General features: G+C 52.1%; 23 protein-coding genes. All 23 read left to right on the forward strand.

Features of this window, described 5'->3' with window-relative positions:
- Nucleotides 1-4: 4 nt before the first annotated feature.
- The 23 genes from DW826_RS11240 to DW826_RS11350 all read left to right on the forward strand — a co-directional run bounded on the left by DW826_RS11240 (nucleotide 5) and on the right by DW826_RS11350 (nucleotide 21,126).
- Nucleotides 5-1,120 (forward strand): hypothetical protein, encoded by a 1,116-nt coding sequence (locus DW826_RS11240; RefSeq protein WP_024724971.1) that lies wholly within the window; start codon nucleotides 5-7, stop codon nucleotides 1,118-1,120.
- Between the two features lie 60 nt (nucleotides 1,121-1,180).
- A complete protein-coding gene (locus DW826_RS11245; RefSeq protein ID WP_002576934.1) occupies nucleotides 1,181-1,414 on the forward strand; it encodes an immunity 17 family protein in 234 nt (77 codons plus the stop codon).
- 13 nt (nucleotides 1,415-1,427) lie between these two features.
- On the forward strand, nucleotides 1,428-1,640 hold the full coding sequence (locus DW826_RS11250; RefSeq protein WP_008982527.1) for a hypothetical protein: 213 nt from the start codon (nucleotides 1,428-1,430) through the stop codon (nucleotides 1,638-1,640).
- The gene (locus tag DW826_RS11255; protein WP_024724970.1) at nucleotides 1,637-2,794 is read left to right on the forward strand and encodes a hypothetical protein; all 1,158 of its coding nucleotides are present in this window, start codon (nucleotides 1,637-1,639) and stop codon (nucleotides 2,792-2,794) included. The genes DW826_RS11250 and DW826_RS11255 overlap by 4 nt, the downstream gene beginning before the upstream one ends.
- Nucleotides 2,795-2,924: 130 nt before the next feature.
- On the forward strand, nucleotides 2,925-3,902 hold the full coding sequence (locus tag DW826_RS11260) for a hypothetical protein (protein ID WP_024724969.1): 978 nt from the start codon (nucleotides 2,925-2,927) through the stop codon (nucleotides 3,900-3,902).
- 42 nt (nucleotides 3,903-3,944) lie between these two features.
- Nucleotides 3,945-4,415: a DUF4259 domain-containing protein gene (locus DW826_RS11265; protein ID WP_006059608.1), complete on the forward strand. Its 471-nt coding sequence runs from the start codon at nucleotides 3,945-3,947 to the stop codon at nucleotides 4,413-4,415.
- A 3-nt stretch (nucleotides 4,416-4,418) separates the two neighbouring features.
- Nucleotides 4,419-10,634, forward strand: a complete 6,216-nt coding sequence (locus tag DW826_RS11270) for a DUF2185 domain-containing protein (protein WP_117552759.1) — start codon at nucleotides 4,419-4,421, stop codon at nucleotides 10,632-10,634.
- Between the two features lie 15 nt (nucleotides 10,635-10,649).
- Nucleotides 10,650-11,513 (forward strand): CbrC family protein, encoded by an 864-nt coding sequence (locus DW826_RS11275; RefSeq protein WP_117552760.1) that lies wholly within the window; start codon nucleotides 10,650-10,652, stop codon nucleotides 11,511-11,513.
- Between the two features lie 9 nt (nucleotides 11,514-11,522).
- On the forward strand, nucleotides 11,523-12,074 hold the full coding sequence (locus DW826_RS11280) for a DUF4304 domain-containing protein (protein WP_006059611.1): 552 nt from the start codon (nucleotides 11,523-11,525) through the stop codon (nucleotides 12,072-12,074).
- A 26-nt stretch (nucleotides 12,075-12,100) separates the two neighbouring features.
- Nucleotides 12,101-12,637 carry a hypothetical protein gene (locus DW826_RS11285; protein WP_006059612.1) on the forward strand — a complete coding sequence of 179 codons (537 nt, stop codon included), beginning with the start codon at nucleotides 12,101-12,103 and terminating at the stop codon, nucleotides 12,635-12,637.
- Between the two features lie 11 nt (nucleotides 12,638-12,648).
- Nucleotides 12,649-13,008, forward strand: coding sequence for a hypothetical protein (locus tag DW826_RS11290; RefSeq protein ID WP_006059613.1), 360 nt, complete (start codon nucleotides 12,649-12,651; stop codon nucleotides 13,006-13,008).
- Nucleotides 13,009-13,023: 15 nt separating this feature from the next.
- Nucleotides 13,024-13,668: a DUF3885 domain-containing protein gene (locus DW826_RS11295; RefSeq protein WP_008723402.1), complete on the forward strand. Its 645-nt coding sequence runs from the start codon at nucleotides 13,024-13,026 to the stop codon at nucleotides 13,666-13,668.
- 27 nt (nucleotides 13,669-13,695) lie between these two features.
- Nucleotides 13,696-14,475, forward strand: a complete 780-nt coding sequence (locus DW826_RS11300) for a hypothetical protein (RefSeq protein ID WP_117552761.1) — start codon at nucleotides 13,696-13,698, stop codon at nucleotides 14,473-14,475.
- A 26-nt stretch (nucleotides 14,476-14,501) separates the two neighbouring features.
- Nucleotides 14,502-15,377 carry a hypothetical protein gene (locus DW826_RS11305; RefSeq protein WP_007862356.1) on the forward strand — a complete coding sequence of 292 codons (876 nt, stop codon included), beginning with the start codon at nucleotides 14,502-14,504 and terminating at the stop codon, nucleotides 15,375-15,377.
- Nucleotides 15,374-16,252, forward strand: a complete 879-nt coding sequence (locus tag DW826_RS11310; RefSeq protein WP_008723407.1) for a DUF4261 domain-containing protein — start codon at nucleotides 15,374-15,376, stop codon at nucleotides 16,250-16,252. The genes DW826_RS11305 and DW826_RS11310 overlap by 4 nt, the downstream gene beginning before the upstream one ends.
- A complete protein-coding gene (locus tag DW826_RS18255; RefSeq protein WP_006059618.1) occupies nucleotides 16,253-16,393 on the forward strand; it encodes a hypothetical protein in 141 nt (46 codons plus the stop codon).
- Between the two features lie 28 nt (nucleotides 16,394-16,421).
- Complete coding sequence (locus tag DW826_RS11315; RefSeq protein WP_006773000.1) at nucleotides 16,422-17,384, forward strand: WYL domain-containing protein; 963 nt, start codon at nucleotides 16,422-16,424, stop codon at nucleotides 17,382-17,384.
- 131 nt (nucleotides 17,385-17,515) lie between these two features.
- Nucleotides 17,516-17,884 carry a helix-turn-helix transcriptional regulator gene (locus tag DW826_RS11320; RefSeq protein WP_002569119.1) on the forward strand — a complete coding sequence of 123 codons (369 nt, stop codon included), beginning with the start codon at nucleotides 17,516-17,518 and terminating at the stop codon, nucleotides 17,882-17,884.
- Between the two features lie 11 nt (nucleotides 17,885-17,895).
- Complete coding sequence (locus tag DW826_RS11325) at nucleotides 17,896-18,510, forward strand: ImmA/IrrE family metallo-endopeptidase (RefSeq protein WP_002592912.1); 615 nt, start codon at nucleotides 17,896-17,898, stop codon at nucleotides 18,508-18,510.
- 104 nt (nucleotides 18,511-18,614) lie between these two features.
- Nucleotides 18,615-19,151 carry a hypothetical protein gene (locus tag DW826_RS11330; protein ID WP_002592913.1) on the forward strand — a complete coding sequence of 179 codons (537 nt, stop codon included), beginning with the start codon at nucleotides 18,615-18,617 and terminating at the stop codon, nucleotides 19,149-19,151.
- Between the two features lie 300 nt (nucleotides 19,152-19,451).
- Entirely contained in the window at nucleotides 19,452-20,000 is a 549-nt protein-coding gene (locus tag DW826_RS11335) for a sigma-70 family RNA polymerase sigma factor (RefSeq protein WP_006059623.1), read from the forward strand.
- Nucleotides 20,001-20,487: 487 nt separating this feature from the next.
- On the forward strand, nucleotides 20,488-20,868 hold the full coding sequence (locus DW826_RS11345; protein ID WP_002569115.1) for a type II toxin-antitoxin system PemK/MazF family toxin: 381 nt from the start codon (nucleotides 20,488-20,490) through the stop codon (nucleotides 20,866-20,868).
- Nucleotides 20,869-20,898: 30 nt separating this feature from the next.
- Entirely contained in the window at nucleotides 20,899-21,126 is a 228-nt protein-coding gene (locus tag DW826_RS11350; RefSeq protein WP_002569114.1) for a helix-turn-helix domain-containing protein, read from the forward strand.

Consider the following 21,126-nt stretch of genomic DNA (forward strand, 5'->3'; position numbering starts at 1 on the left):
GAACATGAGTCTGAAATATACCTGCCCCAGCTGTGGAACCCCATTGGGTTATGAGGGATTGTGTTGGAAATGTAAGTGCGAGCAAGAACGGCAAGCTGCTCTGGCCTGGATGCCGGAACAAATTGTCGAAAAACAAAGAAACTTGATACAGAACATCCAGAGGCTGGCTGATATGGAGGACCCAGAGTTCGCCGACTTTTGGCAGCTGCTTGGCTACCATGATGCCATCACCCCGGAGATTCAGCGAGTGGCACTGGCCGCAGAGGTGTTCTGGCCCTGTGAGATCTATTATCATGCTCCCGCCGATGTGCGGGATGGTCTGATCCATGCGCTGTTGTCCGCAGAATATTCCAGCGCGGCCTCCAACCTGATGAGTTGCCTTGCTATGCAAGGAGATGACAAGGCAATGGAGACTCTGCTGGAGCTGGAGCGAAATCCCCGGCCCTGGCGCAAGGGCCTCTATGTAGACCCATCCAGCTATGCGCAGATCGGAGGCTGGACCTTCGACAAGGAGGGCCAGAAAATCCAGCTCAACTTCGATACCTGCTATCCTATGGTCAAAGGAACCACCAGCGAGAAATCTCCCGTCCGCATTGGCCGGGCACGGGAGGACACATGCCCCCACTGTGGCGGACGCATGGTGGACATGCTGGTGCTGGATGGCCGGGATGAGCGGCTGAAATTTCTGGGGTTGGATGGTATTCTGACTGCCACCTGCTGCCCCAACTGTGTGGGATTCTTGAAAGGTCCAGCCTTTAACAGTTTTACCCTGGATGGCGGCGTGGAAGTCTTTCCCTCCGAGCTCTTTGACGGGGCGGAGAAAACGGATTGCTATGTCAGTCCCGAGGACTACAAGGCCCTCACGGAAAATCCCTTTGTGCTGGGCGAAGCGCCCGTGCCCCTGTTTTACGGTGCGGCCTGCCAGGATGTGAACACGGTGGGTGGCTTTGCCAACTGGGTACAGGACGCGGAATATACGACCTGCCCCCACTGCGGGAAACCTATGAAATATCTGGCCCAGATCCAGTGGGATACGGTGTTTGACTGTGCGGAGGGCACGCTCTATGTGGAATTCTGCCCGGACTGCCATATCGTGTCCATGCAGCACCAGCAGACCTAAAAAAGTCGCACGGTATGAAAAGAGAAATACCAGCAGGTATTTGCGTAAGGAGGAAGTAGAATGAACAGCGAACAGATCACAGCATTTTTGCAAGAGCATTGGTACATTGCCTCGGTGCTCATCGGGGCCGTGATTTTAATTGGAGCAATCCGCAACTGGAACTGGCTCTGCGACCCCACTGGTACGCGGGATGCCCACCGCCACAGCAGAGGATACCGGCGGGTGGTGTTCTTTCTGTTGGGTGTCCTCCTGATTGTGGTGAGTATCTGGGGATTTGTGCTGAAGTTGAAATAGGAGGAGCAATCCCATGACCCAAGAAGAACAGATCCGACTCTATCGGCTGATGGAAAAACTCAACTGGTTTTTCCACCAAGAGATGCACTACCTGAATAGAGATATTGCGGAAAAGACCGCACGGGAGTGTTACCCGGAGATTCGGGATTTTACATACGATATTTTGTGGAACGACCTGCCCAGAGAGGTGCAGGGACAACTTATGAACGAGGATGAGACGCTATGAATACTACGATGACTTTAGAACAACTGCCTCCCAAGGGTGTAAAGCGAGAACAGGCCATTTTGGCGCTGGGCAAAGAGGAAGCAAACGGCGAACTGCTTCTCCAGCTTGTGAATACAGAAAAGGGCAAGTGCAAAACGGCTGCTCAAAAGGCTTTGGCGCAGCTGGAGTATGCCCCTGCTGCCCCACTGTGGGCCAAGCTGGTCAAGGGCAAATGGATGGGCAGCCATATCATGTCGGATGCCTGCTCGGATTGTGTATCGGAGCAGATTGCCCCAGTCATCCTGAAAACCCTCTCCCTGCTGTTGGATGAGGCGGATACAAAACCGCTGGAAGAGGGACAGGTGGAACAGATGAATTTCTGTTTTCATTTGATGCTGGGCAAAGCCTCCCCCAAGATGTTGGAGGTGTACCGTTTTCTGGCGGAAAATGCGGAACGGATCGGCCATCTCAAGCACACCCCCTTTTATGATGGTGACAAATGCACTACATGGCACATTTCCCAAGGACTGGGGCTCTATAAAGTAAAGCCAAAGGAAATGGAGAAGATTCCGGCTTTGATTCTGACCGCCTCCTTGATTCGAAACCCGGATACACGACTACAAGCACTGGCCGATGAACTATATGAACGCTATGGCGGCAGTTGGCTGATTCCAGTCTTTATGAAAGCAATTATCACCCAGCCCAAGGAACAGGTGTATGAAACCTATTCGCTCCTGCTGGGCACTCCCAAAGAAATCTACCTGTTCAATGCTCTGGGGATGCTGGATTACCGCTGTTATCCGGAGGACTGGATCTATGAACGCCTGGGGCCTGATGGAATGACTGCGTTCATCTTTTGGGGCTATGACCGCTACGGGTCCTATGACACGACCTTTATGTTTGAACGCTATGTGGAGCTGGATGAGCGGTGGCTTTTTGATCTGGCCAAAGACCCTGAAGGTCGAAAGCCTACGGTGACTTGGCAAAGTTACAACCGGAGTGGTGTTCTGTACGAAAGCTACGACGAAATGTTCATCAGTCTGCTGCCCCGCAAGGTGGAAAACCCGGAACTGAAGTGCGTTCTGCGGGACTACTTCCGCATCCGCAGCCAGAAAAAGAAAGTGGCTAAGAGCATCACCGTTTACCAGGATGCTGCGGAGCGATTCGGAGATTAAGCAGGAATGGAGCGACTGGTATGATCGGAACAGATGAAAACCGGGCAGTGCTCCATGTGGAGGTCATCTTCTGGAGCGGCAAACGAAAAATACCGCCCAGCCTGGTCAGCGGGAAGTAGGAGGACTTGCTATGAACGAAAAACTATTTCGCACCCAATTTAATCAAATGGAAACCACCGAGAAGCAGGCGCTGATGGAAAGCCTGGCTGCTCGTTATGATATGACCTTTCTCGGTCTACATACCTTTGACCGCTGGGGCCAGAACTGCACCACCGGCATCTTCAAGAAAGATGGCCGGGAGTTCGTCTTTGTCCCCGGCGATACCGTCACCCTGGGCTGGGAGCAGTTTGCCGTGGGACTGAATCAGGAGAGCCGGGAGGAATTAGAGTATCTGTTCCGGGAATGGGAAATGGAACCGCAGAACCCGGAGGAGATGATCCGGGAAAGTATGGCTCCCGTTCGGCAGGCGGCCATTGGCCCCATGCTGGTGGGCCGGGAGCTGGAGGAACTCTGCTGGGAGCCAGTCAAGATGGACGATCCCAGGCTGACCGCCCACCCTGACTGGCTGAAGGAATTTCGTGATTTTGCCTGGAGTGACAGCAGCAGTCTTACCTTGCATCAGTCGGCCCGCATTGAGCGGACGGAAAAGGGCTTTCAGATCTGCATCTATAACCGCACAGACTACGATGCGCTTCTTGCCGGGCTGGAAAAGCAGGGGCTTTCGCTGCCTACGGCGGACGAGTGGTCCTACCTGTGTGGCGGCGGGTGTCGGACCCTGTTCCCGTGGGGAGATGGGTTAGACTACTCCATGCGTCTGCGCTGGTTTGAGGACATGGATGAGGATGAGAACCGGCCCTATGACATGGAGGAACCCAACTTCTTCGGCCTGTCCATCGCCTACGATCCCTATATGCGGGAAGTGGTGCAGGCTGATAGACTTACCACCTGTGGCGGCGATGGCGGATGCAATATCTGCGGTGGGCTGGGCCCATTTCTCGGTTTCCTACCCTGTTCGCCCCACTGTAAGCCGGAAGTGCAGGAGGACAATGAACTAAACGGAGATTATGACTTTTATCGGCCTATCATTCGGCTGGAGAACCATGATTGACAATAGAAGCTTGATACAAAATAAAGAAAGAGAGGTGCCGACATGGGAGCATGGGGCATAAAAGCATTAGAGCGTGACGAAGGGCTGGATGTACTGGACATCCTCAAAAATGAATATGTACCGGAGCATCCGGTAATGGATCTGGGCGAGATGATCGAACTGATGAAAGAGGAAGTCATGCTGGGAGCTGACTTCTCACAAATCGACTTCCTCTTTGACAATACTGCGATGGCTCTGGCGGAGCTGTATTTCCAATGGAAGGATAATGGCAAGCTGGACTACGATTATGAAGAAGCTATATGGGATAAAGTCACCGGTTTCACAGCATCCAAAGAAGCCCTTGCTTTCCTGCTGCGGCAGCTCACCGACATCAAAAACGAGGTGCCGGACGAGGACGGCATCCGTGAGATTGTGGATCTTTGGAAGAACGAGGACAGCGGTGAGATCGCTCCTGTGTGGTCAGAGCATTTGGACTGGCTCATCAAGCGGCTGATCTCGGAACAGGAGGCATGACGCATGTATATCAAAAAATACTGGGGCAACTTTATCGGAGGCTCGGACGACAGCCTGAACCTTATGGCATTTTTGGAGGATCAGAAACAAGAGGAGATCCCCCTCAGCGAGATTTTCGCCAAGATTGGTCTGGACAAGCAGAACTGGGACTTCCGCCAGACCGTGGAGTATCTGGAGTTCACCCATTCGGACGGCGTGGAGATGGACTTCCACTTCGCCATTGATGTGGTCACCGACCTGGCCGCCATCCTGCTGGAGTGCAGCGTCAGTGGCAGTGTAAACCTTCAGGATCTGGACGAGTACAACACCCCCGCCCGCCGTATCCGCATCACTGCTACGCCGGAGGAGCACGAGGCCATGGACAAGGCCCTGGCGGACTTTGTCCATGCCCCGCTGGAATACGACATCAGCGAGATGATGGGCGAGGATGAGATCACGGATATGGCTTCTCAGGTGGAGATGCTGCGGACGGAGCTGTACGAAGCCTCTGGCCGCAACCGGAACTACCATGTAAAGGCGGAAGATGTAAAAGATCTGCTCCCCGACTGGGAGGGTGCCGATGGCTGTATCGCCACCAACCGCATCACAGTGGAGGGCTGCAAGGTTGGCTACTGCTACAGGGAGAAGCCGGACGGCGGCTGGGACAGTGGCTGGCGCTTCACCGCTGGTGACGAGAGCGAGGCGTACATGGACGACCCCAACAACGCCGGGATTTACAAGCTGAACACAATTTGCAACGACGATCCCGACATCATTCCTCTGCTGAACACCCCCGCCCCCTGCGCCTTTGAGCGGGATGAGAACGGAGTGTTCCAGCAGATCAAAAACTGGAAACCGGATGAGGACGAGGAGGACCCTGATATGGACATTTTGAAGCAGTGCCAGAAGTGGCATGAGGAGGACAAACACCTGAAAATCGTTGACGCGCTGGAGGCCATCCCCGCCGAGGAGCGTACCCCGGAAATTGATATGGAGCTGGCCTGCGCCTACAACAATCTGGCGGACCCCAGCGAGCCGGAGGGAAGGAAGCTGCTTCACCAGGCACTGGAACTGATGCAGTCCCATGAGGAGGAACTGGGAGATACTTATTCCTGGAATTTCCGTATGGGGTATGCCTATTATTATCTGGATCAGGAGGGCCGCGCTCTGCGGCATTTTGAAAAAGCTCTGGAACTGCATCCCGGTGATGATCCGAAGCTCAACACCCGACAGGACATGGAGGAACTAATTGACTCGTGCAAGAAGGGTATTTCTCTGCCTCAGTTCTCGGAGTGCTTCCGGGAAAGGACAGAGGACTGGTGGGAAACCTTTGCCGAGATGGAAGCAGAGCTGCGCCAGATGATGGACGAGGACAAAGACCATACCCGCGGCGCAGAACTCGTGGCCCAAATGCAGGAAACCCTGAATCTGGTTTTTGATGAAATCTCCTTCGAGATGGGCTTCAACGGCGAGAAGTACGAGCTGATCCTCACTCCGGAGGGTGACAAGGTCAAGCTGTTTGAGCTGGTCTACTTCCAGAAACACGCCTCCAAGGAGGTGCTGGAGCACTGGAACATCCTTGTGGGCCGTCAGCCCCTCCCGAACATCGGCCTGCGTACCGAGGACGGATGGAATATCTCTGGGGATGATGTGCAGATCTGGCTGGAGGAACAGGGTGAAAACAGCTTCGCCATCTCCGCTTACTGTGAAAAGCTGCTGCCTAAGCTTCAAGAGGAAGAAGGCCGGGCCTGGTGGATGCTCACTACCCTCACCGACCAAGTGCTGGGCGAGATCTCCCACATGAGATACATAGACAGCTTTGATGTGCTGGAGGAACCCAAGGCAGAGCCGTCCTTCCTCCTGTCCCAGCTGCCCGACAAACTGCGGGAGCAGGGCCTGGAGCTCTCCACCGACCCGGAAGCCTATCTGGAGAGCTACCTTGGTTACAAAATGGAACCCAAACAGGACCCGGACGCCGATTGGCGGCTGGATGTAATGGCCGGTTCCACCTGCTGTGTGCCGCTCATCAACGGCTATCTGAATGCCGACAATGATTTTATGGACGATCTCCATGCCGACGGCGCGGTGGCGGGCTTCTTCTGCTATCCCCTGGATACCCTGCGTGAGGAGGAAGGCAGTCAGAAAATTTTCGACTTCCGGGACAAACTGGAGGAAGTGCTCACCGGCGGGGATGGTTCGGAAGTGCTCACTCTCACCGGCGGGGCTACCGGCCTCTACTGTGGCTATGTGGACTTCATCGCCTGGGACATCCAAGAGGCGCTGAACATGGCGAAAGAGTTCTTTGAAGGCACGGACATCCCATGGGCCATCTTCCACACCTTCCGCCGTGAAGCCGGTTCTGTACCCCTAAAGCAACAAGATGATGGGACAGAAACTGAGAATCAGGATGACGAGTTGGACGAAACGCTGACGGGCATGGACTATATTCCTTACACCCAACAGAACGCCGAAGCATTCTTCGCTCAGTTGGAGCAGTGGAACGACGAGGATGAGTACACCCGCTGTATCCAGGCACTGAATGCCATCCCAGAGGACTGGAGGAACTATCGCACCGCCTACGCCTTGGCACGGGCGCTGGAAAACTACGCCATTATCGGGGACCATGACGAGGGCACCCCTCGCTATAAGGGAGACAAGGCCCTGTGCCGCGCCATCGAGGTGCTGGAGTCCGTCCGGGAGGAAGGCCAGGACAAGGCGGAGTGGAATATGCGGATGGCCTACGGCTATCAGTATCTCTATGGTCAGGAGGAAAAGGCCATTCCCTACGCCCAGCGGTGGGCAGAACTGGACCCAGAGGACGAAAATGCCTCGGCGGTGATTCAGGAGTGTAAGGCGGAGATCCGGAAACGCCAGCGCAGCCGGAAGAAGGCCAAATTCGTGCCCGGTGATACCCCCTTCGAGGGCTTCGACCTCACCAACTTCTGGGACGACAGTATGTATGCGCTGAAAGAGTATGTCAGCGATCCGCCTTCCGATGAGCTGATCGCCAGCGTGGAGGAGGAACTGGGCTATAAACTTCCTGCCGCCTATATCTGGCTGATGAAGCAGCACAACGGCGGCATTCCGGTGAATACCTGCTATCCCTGCGATGAGCCTACCTGTTGGGCAGATGACCATGTGGCTATCACCGGCATTTTCGGCATCGGGCGAGAAAAGAGCTGCTCTCTCTGCGGAGAGCTGGGCAGCCAGTTTATGATCGATGAGTGGGAGTATCCTGCCATCGGCGTGGCCATCTGCGACTGTCCAAGCGCCGGACACGATATGATTTTCCTGGACTACCGGGCTTGCGGTCCCCAGGGAGAGCCTGCGGTAGTCCATGTGGATCAGGAAAACGACTACAAGATCACCCATCTGGCAGACAGCTTTGAGGAATTTGTCCGCGGACTGGAGCATGAATCCCTCTATGATCCGGATGAAGATGTAGAGGATCTTGAGGATGACGCCGACGAGGAGAAAACTGACCGTAAGGGCTCCTTTGCCGGGTCTGTGCTCCTCTCCAAAGCGGAATGGGACAAGGAGCAGTTGATCCGGAATCTGCGGGAAGAATGGGGCATCGTAGATGAGGAGCCGGATGAGGGCGACGAAGATGATGAGAACAGCGATGACGCTGTGGTAATGCGGGTCGGCGGCATGATGCTGATCGTGACACTCTTCCACGGTCACATCCCGGACAATGAAGCAGAGATCAACGCCGAAAACAACTATATGTGGCCAGAGGCCGTAGAAGTGGCCAAAGCGCACAAGGCCCATATCATGGTGGCTGTGTTGGGCGAGGAGGAAAAACTGCTGGAACGAGGTAAGCTGTTCACCAAGGCGATGGCAGTGTGCTGCAAGCAGAAATACGCCACCGGTGTCTACACCAGCGGCGTGGTATTTGAGCCTCGTTTCTATGAGGGCCTTGCCGATATGCTCAAAAAGGACGAACTGCCCATCTTCAACTGGGTTTGGTTCGGCCTGTACCGGAGCGAGGGGGGCCTAAACGGCTACACCTACGGCATGGATGTGTTTGGCAAGGAGGAAATGGAGGTGTTGAACACCGACGCTGAGCCGGAGGAACTACGGGACTTTTTGGCAAGCCTTGCCTCCTATGTGCTGGCGTGTGATGTGACGCTGCAAGACGGCGAGACCATCGGTTTTTCTGCGGACGATAAGCACACCATCACCCGCAGCCCCGGCGTCTCTCTGCCAGAAGAACAGATGACCCTGAAGATCGGTTACGAGCCTATAAAGGGAGATCCAGAGGATGACAGCTGCGACCACTCAGACAATGATGACACGCAGGATGAGGAAGAATTCAGTAATCCCGAAGTCTACACCGAGGAGGAGATGGAAGCCGTCGAGGGGCACATTGAGCAGTATTTCGGCAAGTTCGAGAATGTGTTCCATGAGCTGGTTTCTCCCGACATCCATGTGGACATCTGCGTGGTGCCGCCCTCTGAGGAGCGGGACTACTGCACCCTGGTCACCATGGGCATGGGCGCTCACCGGATGAATGTGCCGGAGGAACTGGCGGAATATAAGCTGGAGCGGGCGGAGCTGGCCATTGCCCTGCCTGCGGACTGGAAGCTGGATCAGGAGTCCATGAAAGACGAAAAGTGGTACTGGCCCATCCGCCTGCTGAAATCCTTGGCCCGTCTGCCTATCAACTGTGACAGCTGGTTGGGGCATGGTCATACAGTGGAGAACCGGGAACCATTTGCAGACAACACCAAACTGTGTACTGCTACCCTGATCGGTCCTCAGGGTACGGAGGATGGCAGCGAGGTCTGCACTCTGCCGGGCGGCGAGGAGGTCAACTTCTATCAGGTCATTCCGCTTTATGAGGACGAGTTGGACTATAAACTGGAACATGATGTAGACGCTCTGCTGGACAAGATGGCGGGGATCAGCTTTGTGGTGAACCCCACCCGCCAGGATGCAATCACCCGTGGCACCCTTTCCAATGATGATTTTGACGGTGAGATGGACGATGCTTCCTATCATATCGAGAGCATTGAGGAGAAGGAACTGCCTATTGACCCCATCAATGCTTATAACCACATGGCCATCTACCTGCGCTGGTGTATGGAGCACGACCTGATGGGCGAGGACTTCTTGAAAGAATACAGCGAAGTGACCAAACAGGTCAAAGCTGATCCTGCCAATGTGGATCTGAGGGAGTTTATCCGGGATGAGCTGGACGGCTGTCTGTTCTCTGTGCTGTTCAATCAGCAAGGCCGTGCCTTTGCAGGCTATTACTACGGAGAGGGCGACAGCCCCTACTATCCTGCCGATGTTGACGACAACGCCCTCCGCTTCTTCGGCCCGGAGCGGTATCACTCTGATGAGTTCCAGGATGAAGCCTACCTGTTCATCCCCTTTGACGAGGACTACTATCAGGCTATGGCAGAGGTGATCGGGGAACGGTTTGAAAACTGGCAGGGACAGGACTTCGACGAGGACACGCTGGAGCCTTCCGAGGTTGCTCAGGCCATCATGGAGTATCTGGACTGCGAGTGTACCTATTTCCCATCCATGGCAGATGATGACCCCATCATGTCGGCATACAGCTACGCCCAGCGGCTGGGGGTACGGGAGGGCTTTGTTCCCGTGCTCATCAAGGCGGATGATGAAACGCTGTTGGAGTGTCTGGTGATGAACGCCGATCCGGAGCACAATGCGGACTTCTACGAATTTGACCTCAAAACAGTAGAGGAGTATCGAAAGAAGATGCTCTCCGCTCCCATCAAGGACGGAAAGGCGGTTCTGGAGGAATTGACCGGCCAGCGCAAGGAAGAAGCCGAGGACGATGACATGGACTGGGAGGCGGAAGTCCTGGGCGAGATGGAGGGCGGCTATGACAATGACCGCTTCTCCTGCTATTGGGATTCGGATAGCCACATGACCTATCCGCTCATTCTGGCCAAAATTCCGGTCAAGAACCCCTGGGAGATCTTCGCCTATCTGCCCTTTGGAAATTGGAATGAGTGCCCCGACACGCCGGACCTGATGGCAGTGGCGAAATACTGGTTCGAGCAGCATGGTGCCATCCCTGCCGCCATGAGCCACGATGAATTGGAGTTTGAACTTCCGACTCCGATCTCCAAGGAAAGAGCTATGGAAGTGGCTGTGGAGCAATATGGCTTCTGCCCAGATCTGGATCAGAATGAGGATGGAAGCATTGGCTCCTTGGCAGATGTCCTGTGGCAGTCCACTGTCTGGTATTTCTGGTGGGATTGATGGGAGGTGCGACCAATGACAGAATATCAGAAAACCTATATCGAACTAAAAAAACAGTTTGTTGCGACCAATGAAGGTCCAGACAATGTCCGCGCTCTATATACCTTCAAGGAAGAACTTGAGCAGAGTGAGGATCAGCAGGCCAAGGAAGTGCTGGTGGATGTATATGACCTGCTGGACTTTAAGAAGGACGCCTACGAACTGCTCTGCCAAATCGGAAATCGTTCCGATAAAAAGACCCTCAAGCGGCTGGGCACGCTGAAGGACTATGCGGAAAACTGGGGCAATCATTATGCCCTCCCCAAGCCCAAAACGCCGGAGGAAAAGCAGAAAGAGAAGGAACGGCAGGCCCAGCTGGGGCTGCCCGCCTTCCGGTATCACCCAAACCCTCTGGAAACTGGGGCTTTTGAGGAATCCGCAGACGGCGTTGTCTGCGACTGCTGTGGCAAGACGACCCATATTTTCTATACAGCCCCCTTTTACGCCGTGGAGGATATTGCATATCTGTGCCCAGAGTGCATCGCCAACGGCGAAGCAGCCCGGAAATATGACGGCTGCTTCCAGGACGATTGCTCTCTGGATAATGGTGTAGACGATCCAGAGAAGCTGGACGAGCTCATCCACCGAACTCCCGGCTACTCCGGTTGGCAGCAGGAATACTGGCGCGCCCACTGTGGCGACTACTGCGCCTACCTGGGCCATGTGGGTGCCAGAGAACTGCGGGCGCTGGGTGTGCTCGAGGAAGTGTTGGACGATCCCATGTGGGATGACGAACAGAAGAAAATGATTCAGGAATCCGTCAATGGCGGGCATCTGCAATGCTATCTGTTCCAGTGCCTCCACTGCGGAAAACACCTGGTCTGGATGGATTTTGATTGAGGTGGCAACATGGAGAAGAAGGATTTTCCCAAGGGAACCAAGCCCCGTGAGATCTTCGTCTATACCTGTGAGCGGATCGCGGAGCCTTTGAACCCGCTGGGCTACAAATACCGCAAGAGCAAAAATGACATCTACAAAAAAGACGGCATCTTTGTGTTCTCCTTTTACTTTTCCCCCTCCATCCGCTTTGGCTCCACCACTTTTACTGCCTTCTTCGATGTGAGTTCCCCGGTGATTGCCCAGTGGCGCAGTGAGCAGGAAGGGACGGAGGAAACCTATGATGGTATCGTGGGTACCTCCATCGCCCGGCTGACCCACCGGTATGATGACTTCCCCCGCTATGAGGTATCTACTCTGCTGGAGCGGGAACGCTCTATCCAGGAAATTTCCGGGCAGATCCAGGACTATGCACTACCATTCTTTGCCCGGTTTTCCAATCTGCCCAAGCTGCTGGACGATGTGGAACAGGAGGGGTTCTTCCCCCATCGGAAGGGGTTCGATGTCCCTAAGCGGAATCGGGAGTTCATCGAATGCTTCCGGGAGTATCTCCAAAAGCAGTAGGAATCAGCAGAAAGGAAACAACACCTATGTCAAACAGTAGAGTATCCACTTGGAGTGGAATCCGGAACAAATTGGAGAATGACTACCTGTGCCCGGCACTCCGGGGCCACATCCAGTATTTTGCCACCAGTTACAGCAAAAGCGCCGACCATGAGGGCCGGGCCGCCATTCGTGTGGACGGCGTGGAAGTGCTGCGGAGCAACTACTACACCTATTTTGAAAATGTGTGGACGAAATTTCATCACTTGCGCTCCACCACGCTGAAAGATCACGACTCCGCAAAAGAGGCCATCAATCAGGCTCATGCCTATGCGCTGGAGCAGGGCACCTTTGACCAAAAGGTGTTCTATGAGGCGTTTGGGATCTTTGACAACCAGAGCATCGAGAAAAGCCTTGTCAGCGAGAATCCCCTTGTCCGTATCTTTGCCCTTCTGGATCGCAGGCTTGGCAAGCGCCGCCTGCTGGCTTTGGAGGACTCCATGGAGCAGGAACTGGACTGGGTGCGGGCTTTCTATGTGATCCGGTTGCAGGCCGAAGGGCTGATGGAAGCGAATAACATTTAGGAGGAACCACCATGTCACAGATCGCGTCCTTTTATCTGATAAAAAATAACCAGCGGCAGGAGTTGTCCGACGGTGACTGCTCCGGCGCGGTCTATATGGCCATCTGGGACTGGTGTGAGAGCGAACTGGATCTGGATGTCCGTTTTCCTGCTCCCCAGACGGAAGACACCCTGGACTGCGCTCTGCTGGAGGGAGAGCTGGCGTCTCAACTGCTGGCAGCTCTGCGGGAGCAGGATCTCCCGGAGCTGGCCGCTGAAATTGCCCCGGACTGGGATCTGCCCACCGAGGCGGTGCAAAGCGGGCTTAATACGCTGCGCTCCCATCTGGAACTGGTGCAGGGCGATGCTGCTCTGCTGTATGAAATGACATGAGAACGGAGGGATACCATGCTGGCAAAGCGGTTTGAACACATTTTACATGATCTGGGCATGGCTGGGCTGGAACACCCTCTGTTCTACCATGCACCGGTGGGCATTCGTTTTAAGATCGGCGGGGAGGAACCAATCTATCTGGATAGGCGTGCGGCGAAGCTGAAAACCAACCCCGCTTATGTTCAGGGGGCGCTGGACCGAGCCGCCGCGATCTATCGGGCACTTCCGGCGGTGCCGGACCTTCTGCGGATCGACGGGTATCCCGATGAAGAACCCGCCGAGTCCCTGCTGACCGTTATCCGGCAGCGAGTGGGCCTCCCAGTTCCCGATGAACAACTTTCGGCCACAGAGCAGGATGAAGATGGGGATACCCATGCACAAGTGCAGTTTTACTGGGATCTCAGCAAGATCAGCTTTCAACCAGAGCTGCTTCTTCGGGAAATCATTCTGGGGGACATCGGCGGCTGGAACGGCTTTGTGTCCAGCGTCTATCTGGCTGGGCCGGGGCCGTTCCTCTACCATTTGTACGATGACCGTGGGCTGGATGTGCTGGGCGGCTCACAGAAGCTGCTATTGCCTCTCTATCATCAATTTCATGACTGGATTTTGGAATACGATCTGGAGAAGATTGACCAGATGTTCGCTCCAGCAAAAGAATGACTGCATAACAGAAAAGGAGACATTGCTATGGGACTTGATATTTACGCCGGGCCGCTGACCCGGTACTATTCTCACAACTGGAAAACTGTTGTTCAGCAGTGGGCGGAGGAAAACGGATACACCTTTAACCGCATCACCCCGGACGGGGAACCTGCTGATAACGAGGAAGAAATGTCCCCGGCTGAGGTCCAGGCGGCGGTGGAGAACTGGCGGGATCAGATCTTGAGCGCCATTTCTCAGCCGGGCCAGCCCCCCTACGCTCCCTGGCTTGAAGATAATGAGAAACCTTATTACACCGACAAGCCGGATTGGGATGCCTTCGGCGCTATGCTGCTGGTGGCCGCCTGTCGTACATACGAGGAACCGGTGCCTTCCACCGTGGAGAAGGACTGGATCTTCGGGGAGCATCCTCTGGTCGCCCGCCTTGCATCAGATGAGGAGCGGGTGTGGTCCCTGTTTCGTGGGGCTACCTGGTGGCTCCCTCTTTCTGACAGCTTTCTGTTCCAAGGGTCCTTGCCTACCGATGACACCGCCGCTATCGCCACCTTGGGCGGACTGCGGAAGGAGCTGGAAAAGCTGAACCAGCTGGCGTGGCAGGCCGATGAGGACACTATCCTTGGCTGGGCAGACACGGAGGGATACCCGGTAGACGGAACCGTAGACTCAGATGGACAGTACAGCAAGGCAGACATCCCGGAACACACCCAGTATGACACTCAATCCCTTGCCAAGTTTGCCTTCTCCATGTTCTGGCGGGCCATGCGGTTTGCCGAGGAGCAGCAGGTGCCTATCCTGCTTGACTATTAAAGAGAATTCGTCAGGGGGTGGAGACCGTGGAACAAAAACGGCCGGCAGATATAATTCAGGAACTTCTGGACTACCTGTGGAACGGCCTGGGCCTGGAGGAAAAGGGCTGGAAGCGTCTGAAAAAGGGCGACTTCAAAAAGAAAATGAAAAACGGGCTGACCTATCAGATCTGGTTTGACCGGAGCCGCTACAATTACATAGACTACGAAATCGGCCATGGGAATGTGGAGGTGGGCTTCAGCTGTATCATAAAGCAGGGAGATGACTACCTCTACTCTTTCAGAATTGAACCCACAACAGGCGGTTCATTCTTTCGGATGCTGACAGAGGACCTGCGGCTGAACACCGGGCTGCTGGACACCTTTCTGCCCCTGGTCAAAGCCAACTACCTCGACTTCATCGACCGCTTCGAGGCAGACCCCGTGGAGGCATTACAGCCGGTCTGCGCCCCCTTCACCGAGGCGGAGGACTACAGCTGGTTCATCTATGTGCGGGAGCAGATGGTGGAACGGTACGGAACGGCGGAGCAGATGGAGGAGTACCGCCGTCAGGCGGAATTGCGCGGAACGCCTGGACACAAGGCAAAGAACTGGATGGGTTCGATGTTGTTCCACCTCTCCCACGCCAATGATGTGGATCAAGCCTGGGCCTCAAGCCGCACCAGAGAGGAACTGGACCAGGTGGTGGAACCCTTTGTGCAGGCCAAGCGGCAGACAGGACAGTGGACACAGGAGGATGAGGCGGGCTATCAGCTCTACCGGCAGGAAACAGATCCGAAGAAGCGCACCTTTCGGGTATGGTATCTCATCGCCAACCCCCGCGGCCTGCCGAAAGAGTTTGTCCAGAAAGAGCTGGAGTTTCGGTGGAAACTGTTCCCAGAAAAGAAGGAGGAACCCAAATGAGCAATAAAGCTTTCCAGCAAAATCTGGACGACAAAAAAGGCCCCCAGCCCGGAGGTCCCTATCTCATTCAGATGCTGTTCAAAGAGCCGGTAGAAATGCCGGATAAAGAAAAAATGACTGCCATAATGGAGAAGCACATCGGATCAACAGAGTGCTTCTGTTATGATAAGAAAATGGCCGGCTTTGCCGCCCTGGATCATGTCGCGGAATTTCAGGACGGCAAGTGCCCGGTACAGCTGATGGTGATGAAATGCGACAAGTTCAAGGGCAAAGGCTTTGATGCCTTTCTGATGAGCCAGATGTGGGACTGCCAGGAGGACCGTGACCGGATCTTCCGGGAGTGCAAATATCAGGTGGTGGCCACCGATATGCTGACTGCGGCGCTTCCAGCGCTGGAGCGTGCCAACCTGGATGCCGACTTTCTGGAGGCTCTGGCAGAGCTGTACCCCACCTGTGAGGCGTTCTATTTCCAGAACTGCGGCAAGCTGTTTCTGGCAGAGGATGTGCGCTCCCATCAGATTGAGGGGCCGGATCGGTTCATCCGCTTTGGCGTCAATGTCCGTTTCTTCAACATCGAGGGCACGGAGGATATGCTCATCGACACGGTGGGCATGAGCACCCTGTTTTTGCCGGATCTCCAGTACCACTTCCACGGCATGGACCCCAACTGGGTGGTAAACCACGCCTATAATGCAGCGTCCTATATTCTGGAGCATGATAACCCCATTGAGGATGGGGAAACCATAGACGGCGTGGCGGATGGCCAGATGTGCCGGGAGATCCAGTGGAAGTGCCAATATGAAGATGCCTTGATCCAGCCGCCCAGAGGGGTGCTGGACATCAACATGGGAAACTATGCTTCGGGAGGACGCTGAATGAATGGCGTTGTGCTCCTGGTAGGCGGACTTCTGCTTGTGGCGGTGATCAAGCTGATTATAGATCGAAATTGGATCGGCCTGCTTCTCTGTGCTGTCGCCCTGCTTCTGGTCTTTGGGGCTGGACACCATACAAAATAGGCCATTTTAAGAATCGAGGAGGTGAAGTATGCAGAATTCAACAAATATGCGGATACTGGAATTACTCCGGTTTCTCTATGAGCGGACCGATGAAAACCATCCCGCCACAGTATCTGACATCATTGCCCATCTGAATGGAAAAGGAATTCAGGCAGTGCGGCAGACTGTTTACGCAGATACCAATGCGCTGATCGATGCGGGGATTGATATTGTGGTGGTTAAGAGTACCCAAAACCAATATTTTATGGGAAACCGCCTGTTTGAGTATCCAGAACTGAAAATGCTGACAGACGCAGTAGCATCCTCGAAGATCATTTCTGCCAAGAAGTCTGAGGAGCTGGTGCAGAAATTATGCCGTCTGACCAGTCTACATCAGGCAAAGCAGCTTCAAAAATTTGCTGCTTTATCCAGCCGTGTCAAACCGCATAATGAAAAGGTTTACTACATCATTGACAATATCCAAACAGCGATTGGAAACCATCAGCAAATTCGGTTCCAATACTATGAATATACTCAAGAAAAAAAGAAAATCTTAAAGCATGATGGATATTATTATGTCGTAAATCCTTATGCGCTTGAATGGAAAAATGACCATTACTATTTGATTGGATTTTCTCTGAAGCATCAGAAAATTGCTCACTTCCGTGTAGATCGGCTAACAAGTGTAGAAAATCTGGAAACTTACTTTATGCCGATAGAGGGATTTGATGTAGCCTCCTATACAAATAAAATGGTTGATATGTTTACATCGGAGTCATCGAAGGAAGTAACCCTTCTATGTGAAAACGAATTGATGAGAGTAATCATAGATCATTATGGAGAAGATGCTGCTGTTGATAGGTATGATGATACACACTTCACAGCCAAAATTGAAGTGAACCCCAGTGGAACTTTTTATGGCTGGATATTCAAATTCAAAGGGAAAATAAAAATTCTCTCTCCCAAAGAGTGCATTACGGAAATGCAGCAAATCGCTCAGGAATTTATATAGCGCAAAAGAGGTGTTATTGATTTTTAACACCTCTTTTCAAATGAAATTTTTATCCTTGAAGTGAACAGATGTTCGATATACAATATAAGCAAGATGTTCGCAGTTCGTCGAACAAATGAGAGGTGAATGCTGTGGGCAATATAACTTTTGGATCATTTATAGCCGAGAAACGCAAGGCGCACAAATTCAATTTACGCGATACAGCCAAGCATTTGAATATTGCTTACGGTTATCTGTGTGATATTGAGCAAAGCCGCCGTCCTGCACCCAATGGAGATTTTGTGGAACGCATCTCTGCCTTTCTGAATTTGGATAAATCAGAACATGAGTTGCTTTTGGATCTGGCTGCAAAATCACGCAATACAGTATCTGCTGATTTGCCAGACTATATCATGGAAAAAGATATTGTTCGGGCAGCCTTGCGTGTGGCAAAAGAAGTAGATGCTACCGATGAAGAATGGCAGACATTTATGAAAATGCTAAAGGAGCGTAAACGATAGGGGGGAGAGCTTTGTCAATTCCACAAATCCGTACAGAAGCAATCGAGGCAGTAGGGCGAAAAATCCTGATGGAATATGATCCCTCTCTGCTATCCGGGCAACCATGTCCTGTGCCAATCGAAACCATTATCGAGACAAAGTTTGATCTAATCCTGGAGTTTCATACACTAAGAAAAAACCCCAAGATATTAGGGGAAACAATTTTCGATGACGGTGCTGTTGTCTTATATGACCAGATACAGAGACAGTATCGAATGATTGCAGTAAGAGCCGGTACAATCTTAATTGATGAACGGCTTTGTGATCCGTCAAAATTAGGGCGGCTCCGTTTTACCTGTGCCCATGAGCTGGCTCATTGGGTACTACATAAGAAGTTGTACTCCGGTACTGGAGATGTTGCTGCTTATAACGGAAATGTTTCTTCCGACGAAAGTCATGGCATAATTGAGCGTCAGGCGGATACTCTGGCTTCTGCTCTGCTGATGCCTTTACCGCAGATCAAAAAATGTTTTTACCGGCTTAAAATAGGCCGGACAGATGAACAGCTCATTGCTGAAATGGCAAATATTTTTGAGGTTTCCAAGCAAGCAATGCAGATTCGTCTAAAATCCAGAAACCTGATATAACCAAATGGGGGAATAGAGAGAGGCACTGCCCTCTCTCACGCTCCTCTGCTATGCTATTTTGTACCTAATATGTTCGCAATATTGCGAACAAGGAGGGATGTTCTATGAGAAAAGAAAGCACAACAATCCAAAAATGTAACAGCAGGCTAACAGCTTTGGGGCTTAACAGCGACGCTGCGTTTCATAGAAGTAAGCTGATTCTAAAGATTTACCGTGATGTAGTCTGGGTTCTGAGTGAACGGGCAGAAGAATTACAAGAAACTGCTTGGATTATGGGAGAACAAGATATAGAGTCTGGCCTCTGCTATCTTGAAAATTTTGCACCAGATATTGAACTGCAAGCCTTTGAAGAAAAAGTTTGCTGCCTTGTTCAAAATCAAATGCTGGTCAATATTATTGACCGTGCACTCCTTCGTCTGAAACGGTATCCGGATCGAGGAGAACTTTACTATGAAATTTTGACTAAGCAATTTATCTATCGGTTCAACAGTACAGAGAAAGAATTGCTGGAAGAACTAAATATAGAGCGCAGTGTCTTTTATGACCGAAAACGAGAAGCCATCTATTTATTTTCTGTTTGCTTGTTTGGATATTCTATTCCAGAAGTCCTGGAGGAGCTGCCCCGACTAAATCCCGACTAAATCCCGACAAATCCCCGACCTAATCCCTACTCCCTTCCGACTTCCGACCTGCTATACTTGTTATAGTGGCAGGAATGCGCTAAATTGAATACTTTTCTACATAAGGCCCGGCATTAACCGGGCTTTTTTCATTCCTGCTGCAATATGGCGGCAGGAACATGGCTGGAGGTGAAAACACTTCCGGCCTTTTTCTTTGCCCGGTATTAGGAGGCCGGTATGCGCTGGGAGGCGTACATAGCAAAATATCCATGACACCGTTCAAATTCGCTGACTACCAAGAATTTGAACGGAGGAAAGGATATGACGAGAGTATTCATTTGGAAAAATAACAGCCCACAGGAATGGGAGGAAATCAGTTTTTCAGCGTTCAGTAAGGCACGCCGCAATGGTTGCTTTACTGGGCGCTTTTTTGTTGAAACAGTCAAAATGTTCCGTGATGAAGATGACCGCATTATCATGGAATGTTCTCGCAAAGATTTTGAAAAATACCAACAGGAGGACCGCCACAGCCGCTATCTCCAGGAACATGAGAAAAGTCGCTCTATATTCCCGGCTTCTCATGTGGGAGATCGTGACGGCACAGAGGAAGGTTATCAGGATACAGATTTGTTTGTGGATGAATCTGTTGATACTGCGGAACAAGCTATTCAGAATTTACTTCTTGAGGATTTACACCAAGCTCTATTGAAACTGAGTCCGGCAGAACGAGATTTTATATTGTCCTATTATGAAATGAAAATACCAAATGCAACTTGTTTAGCCCAACGATATGGTATTACTCGGCAAGCCGCAGATAAGCGATTGAAAAAAATTGAAGAAAAAATAAAAAAGTTGGTTGCGATTTTCTAAAAAAGTGGCAGTAGCAAGTGAGAGGGAAATCCTTTCACTTGCACCTTGACAACCTCATATACGAATCATTAAGTTTGATCCTCTTTGGGCGTAATAGCCGCTACATCAGCGGTATATTTTCTGAGAGCTGCCACTCGCATAACAGGCCAACCCATTTTTGCTGTATAGATGAGTTTTCGGTTTATCAGAAATATATCAGGCTGGAATACATCGGATGGCATCCGGTCATGGCATAACAAGGAGGAAAGCTCTCTTACAGCCATAGTCCGAGCGTGATAATAACCGTCGCAGGCCATGGGTAAGACCAAACGAAGTGGAGGTGAAACTCCTGAGAAGCAGGCCAGCCACCTGCGGCTTAATGATTACCCAAATCCCTGGGGTGTCGTGGACAAGTAAGGGATAAAACAGGCGCTAAATTGAAGGAGACTCTGTAATTTGCAGAGCCTCCTTCTTACATAATCAAATCTCAAAACATAGGAGGATGAACATGAAAGAAGATTGGATTTATAAGCGTGGGGATTTATATTATGCCAATTTGAACCCTTATTTTGGATCAGAGCAAGGCGGCACCCGTCCTGTCCTGGTTCTTCAAAACAATGTGGGGAATTTTTTCTGCCCCACTTTGATCGTAGCTCCACTCACCAGTAAATGGATTAAGAAAAAGGAGCTGCCCACACACTATGCACTGGAGAGCGTTCCAGAGCTTGGACTGAAATCTGTTGTTCTGCTGGAGCAAATTAAAACGATTGATAAAAGGCGTGTTTTATCGTACATTGGGCGCGTATCTCGCGAAGAAATGAGAGCGATTGATGATGCTCTGCAAGTTAGTTTAGATATTCATATTCCGGAGGAAATGGAGGCTCCGTAAGGCCACTTACCGGATAAAGGAGGCGTTTTTATGTTTGAAGCAAGAATTGCGGAATTGAACCGCTTTAATGAACAAAATCCTGTCAGCTATGACAAAAGAACCTATACGGTCGATGAGATTCAGGACATTTTGGGTATCAGTCGTCCCACAGCATATAATCTGGTAAAACAGGGTGTATTCCACAGCGTCAGAGTCGGCGGTCATATCCGCATTTCCAAAAAGAGCTTTGATGACTGGCTGGATCACGCAGATGAATGA

Source organism: Clostridium sp. AM34-11AC (assembly GCF_003435375.1).
GTDB classification, from domain to species: Bacteria; Bacillota; Clostridia; order Lachnospirales; family Lachnospiraceae; genus Pilosibacter; species Pilosibacter fragilis.